We start from the raw sequence: 14,085 nt of genomic DNA, 5'->3' as shown, positions 1-14,085 counted from the left end.
TTATTTGTTAATTAACGTATGGATATTTTAGAAAAATTACTCAAAATTCTAGAAATAGTAATTGATTGGGTTAAGTTTGCAGAAGCCAAAAATGCTGTTCTTCTGGCATTTTCAGGAGCAGGTGTTACTGCTATAATCACATATATTAGTGCTGCATCTAATATTCCAAAATCATTAATATTATCTTTGCCAGCTAGTACATTTATTCTCAGCCTTAGTTCATTAGTTTGTTTATTTTCTTTCCTACCAAAAACTAATCTCGAACATATTGTGTGGATGCAAGGTAAACCATCTAAAAATTTTAAAAATTTACAAAATAATACGGATAATTTATATTATTATGGACATTTAATGAAATATAAAAATATAGAGTTACTAGATACCATGAATCAACTTTATTGTGACAATAAAATTTCTCAACCATACAAAAAAGAATATTTGGATATTGCAACTCAAATTATTATTAACTCTGAAATTGCGTTTTTGAAATTTAGATTTTTTACATTTTCGTTATGGATTTTGATATTTTCCATACTTATTATTCCTGTTTCAGTTTTATTAAATTTAATAATTTTTAGAATAATATAAAATAATAGTGAATTTCGGTTTATCTTAATCTAATAAGAGGTTAAATCAGTAAACCATACAAAAAAGTAGCTATGGCAGGTAATACATTTGATACGAAAAAGGAATCCCTAGCTGTACCAAAGGTCAATATTTTGACTATGTTCCGGCTAGGGTTGTTTCAAATGGGGTTGAGTATGATGTCTATCTTGACTCTGGGGGTACTCAACCGAGTCATGATTCAGGAAATAGCAATTCCCGCAACGCTGGTATCTCTGGTGTTAGCAATGCCGGCATTTGTTTCTCCGACGCGGATTTTGTTTGGACAAATGTCCGATGTCAAACCATTATGGGGATATCATCGCACAGCTTATGTGTGGGTGGGAGCAGGAATATTTGCGATCGCAGCCTTTTTAGCAGTACAAGTAATGTGGCAGTTAAATGCCGCTAGTAATGCAGCTACGTGGGTATGGACAACCCAAACAATTGGTTGGACAGCAGTATTAGGTCTAGTTTTCGCTGTCTATGGTTTAGCGATTTGTGTCAGTGGTACGACATTCGCAGCTTTGTTGGTGGATATTTCAGAAGAAGATAACCGTTCCCAAATTGTCGGTATTGTTTGGTCAATGCTGATGGTAGGTATTATAGTTGGGGCTATTATCAGTTCTAGCTTGCTGAATCAATTAACAGCAGGTGCATCTTTAGAAACTTTGCAAGCTGCAATTAATAGATTATTTTTGATTGTTCCAGGAATAGTATTTTGTTTAGCAATTGTCGCAACTGTAGGCGTAGAAAAAAAATATTCCCGTTTCTCCAATCGTTCCACACCAGGAAACCGGGAAGATAATATTAGCATCAGTAAAGCTTGGTCAATATTAACAGCTAGTCCGCAAACAGGGATATTTTTCACTTTTTTATTGGTGATGACTATCAGCTTGTTTATGCAAGATCCAATTTTAGAACCTTATGCGGGTGAAGTGTTTAAGATGCCTTTAGCGGAAAGCACCAAACTCAATGTTTTTTATGGAATAGGAATTTTAATTGCTTATGGTGTGACGGGCTTTTTCATTGTGCCACGTTTGGGTAAACGCAGAACTATAAAATTAGGCTGTATTTTAGTAGCATTTTCGGCTTTATTACTCGGTTATTCAGGATTTTCTGCTAATCCGAACTTCCTGAAATTTGGTTTAGTCATCTTTGGTTTATCTACGGGTTTCTTAACTACAGCCGCAGTTAGTTTAATGTTAGATTTAACAGTTGCAGAAGCCGCAGGTACTTTTATAGGTGCTTGGGGACTAGCACAGTCTATATCTAGGGGAATAGCTGTAGTTATAGGTGGTACTGTTTTAGATATAGGACGCAAACTCCTACCCGATAACTTAGTATTAGCTTATGGATTGGTTTTTGCTTTAGAAGCAGTAGGAATGCTAGTATCAATTTGGTTTTTGAATCGAGTAAACGTGACAGAATTTCAAACTAATACCAAAAAAGCTTTTGCTTCTGTTTTAGAAAGCGATTTAGATTAATGGGTAATTAGTAATTATTTACTCCCCTATTCCCTATTCCCTGTTTCCTAAATAACAAATGAACGATTTTTGGAATACAATTTTAGATTTTGCTGAAACTACTACTAACAGAGTGGGACAGCAATTAATGCAAGATTTTGGTAAAGTGCAAGCATCTCAAAAAGCTGATGGTAGCTTAGTTACCCAAGCTGATAAATGGGCAGATCAAGAAATTCGAGATGCGATTATTTCTTCGTTTTCAGGTTACGGTATTTTAAGCGAAGAAAGTGACCAAACTTTTCCTGACACAGAATGGTGTTGGGTAATAGATCCTTTAGATGGAACAACCAACTTTACAAGAGGAATTCCTATTTGGTCGATTTCTTTAGGTTTACTCTATCAAGGAACACCTATTTTTGGTTACGTTTACGCACCACCATTAAATCAAGCTTTTCACGGTTTTTGGCCTGGTAAATCAGGTTTAACAACACCAACGGGAGCATTTCTGAATCATCACCCTATTCATACCAGTCAAGATGCTCCCAGTAAAAACCATTTTTTTAACCTTTGTTCCCGCAGTACGGGAGTTATTCAACCTGGTTTTCCCTGTAAAATTCGGATGTTAGGGGTTGCGAGTTATAACTTTCTCACAGTTGCTACTGGTGCAGTTTTGGGAGGACTGGAAGCAACCCCCAAGGTATGGGATATCGCAGGTGCTTGGGTAATAGTTCAAGCTGCTGGTGGTAGTTGGATATCACTCAATTCTGAGTCATTTCCATTATCGCCTGGAACAGATTATAGCGATCGCTCTTTTCCTAGTCTAGTTCTGAGCAGTCCAGAGTTAGCACCAGTATTTACACCATTTCTCCAAACTGGAGTATCTTAACCGTTTAGAGTATATAAAACAAGATCCCCCTAGCTGCTTTGTTTTCCAAGCTAGGGGGATCACATAATTGGTAGTCTATAAATCTTTCGGTATAGTCACTAAAATAAATTTTATATCATTTGTTTGGCTTTGGCTAGTCTTAGCATTATAATTTGCAAAATTTTTATATCTTCTTCACAATTGCCCCAGATGGGAGGCCAAAGCCCTTTTTTCCTGTCAAGTGAGAGCATTTTGGCAATTGGCACTTATCTATCATGGAAACAACACTGATCAACTAAAATTAATTAAATGCTGACCCGAATTAAAGACTTAGCCACCACCCTAGCAACCCGCTTAGTGGAGATTCGCCGCCATATTCACTCACACCCAGAACTCAGTGGACAAGAGTATCAAACTGCTGCTTTTGTGGCTGGGGTACTGTCTTCCAGCGGTTTACACGTAGAAGAAGGAGTGGGTAAAACTGGTGTGATTGGCGAATTACAAGGTGCTAATCAAGATGATCGGATCTTGGCAATTCGCACTGATATGGATGCTTTGCCAATCCAAGAACGCAGCGGGTTAGAATATTCTTCTCGTAAAGAAGGGGTGATGCACGCTTGTGGTCATGATGTTCATACTACGGTGGGATTAGGTACAGCGATGGTACTTTCCCAAATAGCAGATGAGTTGGGTGGTAAAATCAGGTTTTTATTTCAGCCAGCGGAAGAAATTGCCCAAGGTGCAAGCTGGATGGTAAAAGATGGGGTGATGGAGAATGTCTCTGCTATTTTGGGGGTTCATGTTTTTCCTTCTATCCCTGCTGGTTCTGTTGGTATCCGTTATGGGGCTTTGACAGCAGCAGCGGATGATTTAGAGATTATCATTATGGGTGAATCTGGACATGGTGCGCGTCCCCATGAAGCGATTGATGCCATTTGGATTGCTTCCCAAGTTATTACTACATTGCAACAAGCGATTAGCCGCACTCAAAATCCTTTACGCCCTGTTGTGTTGAGTATTGGACAGATTAATGGTGGTAGAGCGCCCAATGTGATTGCTGATAAAGTACAGTTATTGGGTACGGTGCGATCGCTCCACCCAGAAACCCGCGCCCAATTAGCACACTGGATTGAGAATATTGTCGCTAATGTTTGCAATTCCTACGGCGCTAAATACCAAGTTAATTATCGTCAGGGCGTACCCAGTGTACAGAATGATTATGCACTGACGCAATTATTGCAATCATCAGCAGAAGAAGCTTGGAGTAGCGAATTAGTCCAAATCTTACCAGAACCTTCCCTTGGGGCTGAAGATTTTTCTGTTTATTTAGAACACGCGCCCGGTTCGATGTTTCGCTTGGGTGTAGGTTACAAAGATAGAATCATCAATCATCCCTTACATCATCCCCAATTTGAAGTTGATGAATCTGCAATTATTACTGGGGTTGTGACTTTAGCTTATGCAGCTTATAAATTTTGGAAAAGTAAATAAACTACAGTTATATTGAGTATTTATTACATCTGATTTACTAAACTCCTCTACACTGGCGAGGAGTAGTTTTTCATTAATATCTTTAATTAGAGCTTACCCTAGTTACTAGAGGTGAAGATACCAGAAAAATACTGCTATACTATTTTGATTAATAGTCAGTTGAAAAATCCCTTTTTAACTGCTATTCATCAAGATAATCCCAAAAGCCACTTCAAGCTTTTGTTTTGATCATAAACTTCACCTATACTATGCCATCAATAGAACCTCTAGAATCTTCATCACCACAACCTATTAGTAATAATTGGTACTTGTTAACTGTGCGTTCTAAAAAGCGGGAAGTATTTTTAAAATATCTTAGATTTGCGATTGACCAAAATAAACTAGAAGATTTAGTTGTAGATATTAAAATACCCCAAGATTCAGTATATGAAGATATGGTTATACTGAGTCTAAGTAATTTTAAAACCGCCTCAACATATCTAAAAAAAGTTGAATGTTTTCAGAATATAGAGCGCAAACCCTTACAGTCAGAACAGGTTAATAGAATGTTAGGCATGGGGTGAATTAAATAAAAAGCGCATCGATACAACTCTGATTCTTGAATTAATAAGCAAAGAGGGTTTAGCATTGCTAAACCCCTAGTTTACTTGACAAATCAAAGAGGAAGGCTATACTACTTACCGCTCAGTACAAATCCAAACATATGCCTCTGTTTTAGTGCGTTCCATTTGTTGTTGAATTCTAGCTTTTGCAGCTTTAAATTGTGTAGTAAACTCATCACTTTTCCTAGTATTCATATGCCTCTGTTTTAGTGCGTTCCATTTGTTGTTGAATTCTAGCTTTCGCAGCTTTAAATTGTGTAGCTAATTCCTCACTTTCTCTAGTATTCATGTTGTTACGAATTGATGCAAACATTGTGCTTTCTTCTTGGCGCACATGATCTGTAACATCATCCATCAATTGTCTAATTCTGTCTTTGAATTCTGGTGCAGAAGGGCTAATAGCTTTCAATTGCTCAAATACTGGACCCCAGCGAGCTTGTTCATCATATAATTCTTGAGTATTGGCTTCACCGTAAAAAGGACGTACTCTGGGATAGACAACTTCCTCTTCAGCTGCTGCATGGGCGCTGAGATCTTTAAAAATTTGCCCAAAGTATTCTTGAATTTTTTGAGGATTATTGCTTTGTAGCAATTCTGTAAACAAGATATTTACCTTATTGTGATCCATACGCAGAACATCTTGGATATTCATATCCTGTTTATCAGAAGTTTGGGTAACAGCACTACCCACAGCACCACTAATTGCAGCGATCGCATCTTGCACACGCGACCAAATTCCCTGGTCGGCATCTTGTCCAGTCAGTTCCCGCACACCTAATATTTCTAGAATTCCTTTCAGTTGTTCTTGATGAGCGCGATTTTCAAAATTGATAGTATTTAAAGGGCTAATTGCTGCCATAACATCTGCACCAACTTTCTGTGCAGCTTTATGAATTGTAAGCCCATTCATCACTTGTTGATGCTTCAACAACTCATGCTGAAATACTTTTTCAAAAAAACTTAATTCACTACCTTGCATTAATTGGCGAATCGATTGCACCATTTGCTGCACAGTTGAGTCCGCATTTTTTTGGATGCCATATTGAACCACAACAGTATCAAGAATGCCTTGATTTTTGCGATCATCATCAAGCATCCGGCGAATACTATCAGTTATTTCCCCATCAGAGCAATCTCTCAAAAAGAGTTCTTCATTATCAATACATAATTGTTGCAGTAATTTCATATCTGCCAATTTTACTGCAATAGCATTTCGTTTGGTATCATCTAAAGTCGTTACCATGCTAAATTATCCTCGCCAAAGTAATCGTAGTTATTACCAATTTCAGGTTGACATAATAACTAGATATTTTTCATCTTTCTTTTGAGCTATTACCTGCTGAATGCTGGATAGAAAATTAGAAATAAATCTCATAAATTCTTGTTAATTATTATCTCCTTCTATTGCCGAAGATATAAATTACTAGTTTGTATTCCATCTTCAGATAGATAAATTTCAATGGCTAATTTTCTGAATTGACTCAACTGATGTGGATAATGGAAACTACAAAACCAAATTTTACCAATGATTCCTTGATGCTACAAGTTCCCGGATTTATCCGTAATTATCTGATTCCTTTGCCTCATATTCGAGGGTAAAGCATAAAAGGTATAAAAATTTGCATCCTTACTTAGAAATGCTTCTGGGTAAGCATTTTGGAGATTACTGTTCTGCACCACCAAAAAATGTCTTAGGATTTATAGATTGAATTGCAAAATTAAATAGTACATTTGTATAAATAAAGTCTAAACTTCAATTAACTTTTAATATGGTCATCTACCAATCCCAGAAAAAATCTAACAAAGAATACCGTCCCCGTAGAAACGACTGGCGGTTGTTTTTGCGTCTAGTACCTTATGCCCGCCGTAGCGGGCGGTTATTGACGCTATCAATGTTTTTACTCATCCCCATCTCCATAGCTAACGCCATTCAACCGCTACTGATTGGACAGGCAATATCCCTGATTCGGCAAGAACCCAGTACCTATGAATTCCTCAAAAATCGCTCGTTATGGGAAGGGTTAAGTATCCTCCAAGGATGCTTCCTGGCTACGATAGTTACCAGACTATCACTCACAGGTATTCAGGGCTATCTCGTACAGAAGCTAGGGCAAAAAATTACAGCGACAATTCGTGAAGATTTATTTCGCCATGTCACATCTCTTGCGGTGCGTTTTTTTGACCGCACACCTGTAGGTAAACTCATAACTAGACTCACCAGTGATGTCGAAAGTTTAGGAGATGTTTTTGCTACAGGAGCAATTGGCATTGTCTCTGATTTGTTTTCTATGGTGGTAATTGTCGGTTTGATGTTTTCTCTCCAGTGGCAACTTGCTTGCTTGCTGTTATTAATTCTTTGCCCAATCACCTGGTTAATTATTTATTTTCAGCAGCAGTATCGCAGTGCCAATTACAAAGTACGAGAAGAATTATCAAAACTCAACTCCCAGCTACAAGAAAACATTGTTGGTATTAATGTAGTGCAGTTGTTCCGCCGGGAAAAATTCAATGCAGAACTATTTCGCGCTACAAATAACCGCTATGTTAAAGAAGTTGATACCACTATTTGGTATGATTCTGCTGTTTCAGGAACCTTGGAATGGGTTAGTTTGATTGCTATTGCGGGAGTATTGGGAATAGGTGGTTGGTTACTGTTAGAAAAAAATCTTACCTTCGGTATTTTAGCTACATTTATTTTGTATGCCCAGCAATTATTCGATCCTCTGCGGAATTTTGCCGAAAAATTCACTGTTATTCAATCTGGGTTCACTGCCGTTGAAAGGGTAAACGATATTTTAGATGAACCGATAGAAATCAGAGATAATATCAATTCCAGATTCTCACTTTTAGATGCTCAATTCGGCTATATAGATGAGATCATTAGGGATTTAGAATCCCAAAATTTTACTACTCCACCTGAACTTGGAGAAATTTGTTTTGAACACGTCTGGTTTGCTTATAAAGATGATGATTATGTAATTAAAGATTTAGATTTTACAATTCATCCAGGAGAAAAAATAGCTTTGGTGGGGCCGACAGGTGCAGGTAAAAGTTCTATTATTCGGCTTTTGTGTCGTCTCTACGAACCTACTCAAGGACGCATTCTGATTGATGGTGTGGATATCCGTGAGATACCACAAGCAGAACTGCGGCGTTATATGGCAGTAATTTTACAAGAAGCTTTTTTGTTTGCTGGTGATGTCAAAAGTAATATTACTTTAGGGGATAGCTACACGTTTGAAGAGATTGAACAAGCAGCAAAAAAAACTAATGTTTCTGAGTTTATTGATCAATTGCCTCAAGGCTATGATACTCAATTACGAGAACGGGGAACAAATATTTCTAGTGGACAAAAACAACTTTTAGCATTTGCTCGTGCTGCTATTCGTAATCCCCAAATTTTGGTATTAGATGAAGCTACAGCTAGTTTAGATGTGGGAACAGAAGCTTTGGTTCAACAGGCGCTAAATCAGCTTTTAATCAAACGGACGGCGATTATTATTGCTCACCGCTTGTCAACTATTCGCAATGTAGATCGAATTTTTGTTTTGAAGCGTGGGGAATTAATTGAGCAGGGAAGTCATGAACAATTGATAGAACAAGGAGGACTTTACGCCACTTTGCATAATTTGCAAATGTTGGGAACTTGAAGAAGAATCCAGGAATCAGAATCAATGTCCTAAGTGCTGACTCCTGACTCCTGCTATAACTGATTTTTAGCGCATGGTGACGAACTCTTCAGCGGAACTAGGATGTATGCCTACTGTGGCATCAAAGTTGGCTTTGGTTGCACCCATTTTGAGTGCGATCGCAATTCCTTGAATAATCTCTGCCGCATTTGTTCCCACCATGTGCGCTCCCAACACCTTATCGGTCTTCTCATCAACCACCAGTTTCATCATCGTTTTTTCATCTTTACCAGCCAAGGTGTAGTACATGGGGCGGAATCGACTGCGATAAATTTTTACCGCATCACCGTACTTTTCCCTAGCTTCCGCTTCCGTCAAACCGACTGTAGCGGCCTCTGGAGTTGTAAAGATCGCTGTTGGTACATTTTCATAACTCATGGTACGAGACTTGCCACCAAACACAGTATCAGCAAAGGCTCGACCTTCATTTATCGCTACAGGAGTCAGATTAATAGTGTTGGTACAATCTCCCACCGCATAGATATTCTCTTCATCTGTGCGACTGTACTTATCAACAACAACTGCGCCATCATGCAGCTTAACTTTGGTATTTTCTAAACCTAAATTTTGGGTATTTGGTTTGCGTCCAAGTGCAGCTAAACTAACAACATCAACAACAACTGTCTCATCAGACTCGCCATCTTTGCGAACAGTCACCTTAATTCCTTCCGCATCCTTTTCAATAGCAATCATGTCGATGTTGCTGAGAATCTTAATCCCGTGGTTAGTCATTCCTTGATGAATTTCAGTCCGCAAGTCGTCATCAAAACCACGCAAAAGGTTATCACCGCGTATCACCTGAGTGACTTCGGTTCCCAATCCATTCATGATGCAGGAAAATTCTGTACCAATGTAACCACCCCCCAAAATCACCATTCTTTTAGGCTGTTCTTTGAGGTGAAAAATATCATCGGAGGTAATGGCGTGTTCAATTCCTAAAATGTTGGGCTTAATAGGATGACCACCAACAGCAATCAGCACCTTGTCTGCGGTCACTTGACGTTCGCCAACGACAATAGTGTGAGCATCAACAAACTGAGCGTATTCCTGAAAAAGTTCAACTTTGGAATTATCCAGCATTTTTTGATAAATTCCATTGAGGCGAGTTACCTCGTTGTTGACCACCGTGATCATCTTTTCCCAATCTAGAGTACTTTGGACAGAACTCCAGCCGTATCCTTGGGCATCCTCAAACAAGCTAGGGAAATTAGAAGAGTAAACCATAAGTTTTTTGGGGACACAGCCACGATTAACGCAGGTTCCGCCTAGTCGGTCAAACTCAGCAATTCCTACCTTGGCACCATATTCTGCTGCACGTCTGGCAGTAGCAATACCACCAGAACCCGCACCAATTACAAACAAGTCAAAATCGTAGCTCATGTGTCCCCTAAGTTTTATATTGCTTATTAAGAGCATGGTGATATCATGCCCTTATTTTGATGAAATCGCGTTTTCTCAAAGTTAGACAGCAATACCAGTCTAAGCGCTTTTCAGGTAAGCCAGCATGGTATCTGCATCTGATACTTCAAAGGGATCTGTAGGGCAGTTGTCATCGAAACCTGGCTCAACGAACATTTTTTCGATTTTGCCGTCATTCACCACCATTGAGTAGCGCCAAGAGCGCATTCCAAAGCCTAAATTGGCTTTATCAACCAACATCCCCATCTTACGGGTAAATTCACCATTACCATCGGGGAGCAGGAAGACGTTTTCTGCGTTCTGTTGTTTACCCCATTGGAACATAACAAAGGCATCATTTACAGATACACAGATGACACTATCAACTCCCAAGGCTTTGAAATCTTTGTAGAGTTCTTCGTAACGGGGTAGGTGTGAGGTTGAACAGGTAGGGGTAAAAGCACCAGGTAATGAAAACACTACAACCCGTTTACCAGCAAACAGTTCTTGAGTGGTGCGTTCTTGCCAGCGGAAAGGGTTGGGGCCACCAATAGACTCGTCACGGACACGGGTTTTAAAGACAACGTTAGGAACAGTTTCGATTACAGCCATATTGACCTCTTGAATGTGATCTGTGAATTTATGTTTGCTTGATGTATCTCAGAATAATTCTGATTTAATAAATATTCAATAGTTATAAATACCTAAATATGATAAAAAGATAAATGTGATACTAATTCCTTAATCTGGTAGACTATAATAAAAACAAAAAACTATTTAAATACGGCAACGATCATGCAGGAACAAGCAAACGCGATTGTTCAAACCTTAAAATCCAAGGGTTTGAGGGTGACTCCTCAGCGGTTTGCGGTCTATGCAAATTTGTTATATCGCACAGATCACCCGACAGTTGAGCAAATACTGACTGATCTGAATAAAGATTTTCCTGTTTCTTCTCAAGCAACGATCTATAGTTCTCTCCAAGCGCTCAGAGAAGTGGGACTAGTGCGGGAAGTGCTATTACAAGAGGGGGTTTCTCGCTATGATGCTAATGTTCAACCCCATCATCATTTTTGCTGTCATAAATGTGGTGCAATTGAAGATATTGCTTGGGATACATTCAATTTTATTGGGCTGAAAAGTCTACGTCCTGGTTTGCGTGGGGAAACCTATGAAGTCACGGTTCAGGGTTTATGCGATGCCTGTGGCGAGTAAAGTTAAGTAAGTCGGCACAATTAAACCTAACAATATCAATCTGATTGGAATTTTTTTAAATCTCAGTATTTCTAAGGTGGGTCAATTTATGCTTGATCACAATCATGAACTATACACACTCTACGTATTCTGTAAAAATCAAACATTAGCCCTAATAGGTGCAGAAAAACTAATGAGGTTGAAACCTTTTTCCATGCTACCTTCTGCCTGATTACCATTATAAATATTCACCCCCATCTAGCTAGATAAGTGATGCAAATCACTAATTCATGGGTATTCAAATCACAAAAAAAAATGATATTTATCACACCAAATACATTAGATCAATCACCAGAATAAATCACATTTGAGGAGATATTAAATCAATAGAGTTCAAAGCCAAACCTATGCTTCACATCCAAATTCTTCCTGGTGCTGTTTCGGAAATTATCGCTTCTTCTGCTGACACAGGGGTTTTGACTCTAGCTGATCGCTATGGGCTAATGGCAGCAATTTTAGATGAATCTAAGGATAAAGAAGAAGAAGAAGCACTCAATAGACTTTTACGCCGTGTGGCTAAAGGTCGTATTCAGGTATTAGACAGAGTTTCTTAACACCAAGCGTATTTATTTATATAGTTATTATTTCTGAAGAACTGTTAAATATAAAACTGACAAAATATTCATAACGCTATATTGATTGTAAAGACAGCATCTTTAACAGATTAACTCAAGACTAGAATCAAAAACATACTTTATACTTTATCATTCAGAGGTAATACATAATGTCTATTACAGAATTTGAGAGAGTGACTGTTTTGCCAATGGATGAGTATAATCAGAAGTTGGTAGCCAATGTACATCCAGGAAATTGGGTTAATCCCCAACCTGTTGATTGTTATGACTTAGTAGTAATTGGTGCCGGTACAGCAGGATTAGTGGTAGCTGCGGGTGCTGCGGGTTTAGATTTGGGTTTGAAAGTTGCATTAATTGAAAAGAATCTCATGGGTGGAGATTGCTTAAATGTGGGTTGTATACCATCTAAATGTCTGATTAGGTCTTCGCGTGTAGTTGGAGAAATTTGGAAAGCTAAGGATTTAGGTATTAATATTTCCCAACATATTGAGGTAGATTTTTCTACAGTTATGGCTAGATTACGCCGCATTAGAGCAGGTATTAGTCATCATGATTCAGCAACAAGATTTAAAAATTTAGGGGTTGATGTTTTTTTAGGAAATGGTAAGTTTACGAGCAAGAATACTGTAGAAGTTGGTGACAAAATTCTCAAGTTTAAAAAAGCTGTGATTGCTACTGGTGCAAGAGCAGTTAAACCGGCAATTATTGGTATTGAAAAGGCAGGTTATTTAACTAATGAAACGGTTTTTTCTCTAATTCAAAAACCAGATAAGTTGGCGGTAATTGGTGGGGGTCCGATTGGTTGCGAATTGGCACAGACTTTTCAACGCCTGGGTTGTGAGGTAACATTATTTCATAATGGTTCTCATATTCTCAATAAAGAAGATAAAGAAGCTGCGGAAATTTTACAAAAGGTTTTGATTGCTGAAGGTATTCGTTTGGTGCTGAATTCTAAGTTAGAAGAGGTGGTGACAGTTACAGAAGGAAAACGACTGTATTTTTCTGCTCATGGCCATCGAGATTCTGTGACTGTTAATGAAATTTTAGTGGGTGCGGGACGTGCGCCAAATGTGGAGGGTTTAAATTTAGAAGCGGTGGGGGTGGAGTACGATAAAACTTTGGGTGTGAAGGTGAATGATTATCTACAAACAACTAACCCCAAGATTTATGCTGCGGGGGATATCTGCATGAATTGGAAGTTTACCCATGCGGCTGATGCTGCGGCGCGAATTGTGATTAAGAATACGCTATTTTCGCCTTTTGGTTGGGGACGTTCTCAACTTAGTAGTTTGGTGATGCCTTGGGTAACATACACAGACCCAGAAATTGCTCATGTGGGGATGTATGCAGATGAGGCTGAGAAGCTGGGTGTTGAGATCACGACGATTAAAATTCCTTTTAGTAGTGTAGATCGAGCGATCGCAGATAGTGAAGAGTCAGGATTTCTGAAAATCCACCACAGAAAGGGATCTGACGAAATTATCGGTGCAACAATTGTTGCTAATCATGCAGGTGAAATGATTTCGGAAATTACTACAGCCATTGTCAATAAAATTGGTCTGAGCAAACTCAGTAGTGTAATTCATCCTTACCCAACTCAAGCAGAAGCAATTAAAAAAGCAGCAGATGCTTATCGCCGCACACTACTCACGCCAAAAACTAAAAAGATACTGGAGTATTTAACAAAATTGTCTTAATACTGGGATATTTTATCTATATTTCCCCGGCTTATTTTAACTAGTTCCGTGGGTTTAAGTCCCCCGGTTCTATAATCGGCAAGTTTTGTGTTGGGGTTAAATCCCCATTACAAAACTTAATTACGAATTACGAATTACGAATTACGAATTATTTTAAAGTTCTGATGCCGTATCAGGAGCAATAATTTCTCCTGTACCCATTGTTAAAATCATATCCTGATCGGTAATCAGTTCACTGAGTTCTTTAACTTTTAAATTCATTGTTTCACAAGCTTGGCGAAGTGCTTGGGAAAATGTTTTGATGTCATCGCCATAGCCACATTGATAAGCAGCCGTTTCAATTCCTAACTTGGCATTTGCTCTAGCACAATCTACTAGTTCTGTACCATGTAATTTTGTTGGGGAACCCATAGACATAATTATTTATTAGTATAATTTCTTCCAT

The 14,085-nt window shown here is 38.5% G+C and carries 13 protein-coding genes; 9 read left to right on the top strand and 4 right to left on the bottom strand.

Annotated features, from left to right (window positions below; all coding sequences use genetic code 11):
* Positions 1 to 18 precede the first annotated feature (18 nt).
* The 5 genes from ACSQ6I_RS01210 to ACSQ6I_RS01190 all read left to right on the top strand — a co-directional run bounded on the left by ACSQ6I_RS01210 (position 19) and on the right by ACSQ6I_RS01190 (position 4,988).
* On the top strand, positions 19 to 588 hold the full coding sequence (locus ACSQ6I_RS01210; protein WP_438888424.1) for a hypothetical protein: 570 nt from the start codon (positions 19 to 21) through the stop codon (positions 586 to 588).
* Between the two features lie 71 nt (positions 589 to 659).
* The gene (locus tag ACSQ6I_RS01205) at positions 660 to 2,090 is read left to right on the top strand and encodes a BCD family MFS transporter (protein ID WP_438888423.1); all 1,431 of its coding nucleotides are present in this window, start codon (positions 660 to 662) and stop codon (positions 2,088 to 2,090) included.
* A 58-nt stretch (positions 2,091 to 2,148) separates the two neighbouring features.
* Positions 2,149 to 2,955, top strand: a complete 807-nt coding sequence (locus ACSQ6I_RS01200) for an inositol monophosphatase family protein (RefSeq protein WP_438888422.1) — start codon at positions 2,149 to 2,151, stop codon at positions 2,953 to 2,955.
* Positions 2,956 to 3,243: 288 nt separating this feature from the next.
* Entirely contained in the window at positions 3,244 to 4,425 is a 1,182-nt protein-coding gene (locus ACSQ6I_RS01195; RefSeq protein ID WP_438888421.1) for a M20 family metallopeptidase, read from the top strand.
* 248 nt (positions 4,426 to 4,673) lie between these two features.
* Positions 4,674 to 4,988, top strand: coding sequence for a chromosome segregation ATPase (locus ACSQ6I_RS01190; RefSeq protein WP_438888420.1), 315 nt, complete (start codon positions 4,674 to 4,676; stop codon positions 4,986 to 4,988).
* 223 nt (positions 4,989 to 5,211) lie between these two features.
* On the opposite strand, the gene ACSQ6I_RS01185 is transcribed toward ACSQ6I_RS01190, so the two are convergent.
* A complete protein-coding gene (locus ACSQ6I_RS01185) occupies positions 5,212 to 6,270 on the bottom strand; it encodes a hemerythrin domain-containing protein (RefSeq protein ID WP_438888419.1) in 1,059 nt (352 codons plus the stop codon).
* Positions 6,271 to 6,796: 526 nt separating this feature from the next.
* Between ACSQ6I_RS01185 and ACSQ6I_RS01180 the strand changes: the two genes are divergently transcribed.
* A complete protein-coding gene (locus tag ACSQ6I_RS01180; RefSeq protein ID WP_438888418.1) occupies positions 6,797 to 8,677 on the top strand; it encodes an ABC transporter ATP-binding protein in 1,881 nt (626 codons plus the stop codon).
* A gap of 66 nt (positions 8,678 to 8,743) precedes the next feature.
* Here the strand turns inward: ACSQ6I_RS01180 and gor are convergent, their stop codons facing one another.
* Both gor and ACSQ6I_RS01170 read right to left on the bottom strand, forming a co-directional pair.
* On the bottom strand, positions 8,744 to 10,096 hold the full coding sequence (gor, locus tag ACSQ6I_RS01175; protein ID WP_438888417.1) for a glutathione-disulfide reductase: 1,353 nt from the start codon (positions 10,094 to 10,096) through the stop codon (positions 8,744 to 8,746).
* Between the two features lie 99 nt (positions 10,097 to 10,195).
* Positions 10,196 to 10,726, bottom strand: a complete 531-nt coding sequence (locus tag ACSQ6I_RS01170; RefSeq protein WP_438888416.1) for a peroxiredoxin — start codon at positions 10,724 to 10,726, stop codon at positions 10,196 to 10,198.
* A 183-nt stretch (positions 10,727 to 10,909) separates the two neighbouring features.
* On the opposite strand from ACSQ6I_RS01170, the gene ACSQ6I_RS01165 reads away from it, so the two are divergent.
* The 3 genes from ACSQ6I_RS01165 (at position 10,910) to ACSQ6I_RS01155 (ending at position 13,640) form a co-directional block, all read left to right on the top strand.
* Positions 10,910 to 11,329 (top strand): Fur family transcriptional regulator, encoded by a 420-nt coding sequence (locus tag ACSQ6I_RS01165; protein ID WP_438888415.1) that lies wholly within the window; start codon positions 10,910 to 10,912, stop codon positions 11,327 to 11,329.
* A gap of 386 nt (positions 11,330 to 11,715) precedes the next feature.
* Positions 11,716 to 11,922, top strand: coding sequence for a hypothetical protein (locus tag ACSQ6I_RS01160; RefSeq protein WP_438888413.1), 207 nt, complete (start codon positions 11,716 to 11,718; stop codon positions 11,920 to 11,922).
* A 170-nt stretch (positions 11,923 to 12,092) separates the two neighbouring features.
* On the top strand, positions 12,093 to 13,640 hold the full coding sequence (locus ACSQ6I_RS01155; protein WP_438888412.1) for a mercuric reductase: 1,548 nt from the start codon (positions 12,093 to 12,095) through the stop codon (positions 13,638 to 13,640).
* A 153-nt stretch (positions 13,641 to 13,793) separates the two neighbouring features.
* Here ACSQ6I_RS01155 and ACSQ6I_RS01150 read toward each other — a convergent pair whose 3' ends face one another.
* Positions 13,794 to 14,051 carry a hypothetical protein gene (locus ACSQ6I_RS01150; RefSeq protein WP_438888411.1) on the bottom strand — a complete coding sequence of 86 codons (258 nt, stop codon included), beginning with the start codon at positions 14,049 to 14,051 and terminating at the stop codon, positions 13,794 to 13,796.
* Between the last annotated feature and the right edge of the window lie 34 nt (positions 14,052 to 14,085).

Source organism: Anabaena sp. WFMT, assembly GCF_051781005.1.
Lineage (GTDB): Bacteria > Cyanobacteriota > Cyanobacteriia > Cyanobacteriales > Nostocaceae > Anabaena.
The sequence above is the reverse complement of the archived record's forward strand: the minus strand, read 5'-3'. Positions and strand labels throughout refer to the sequence as shown.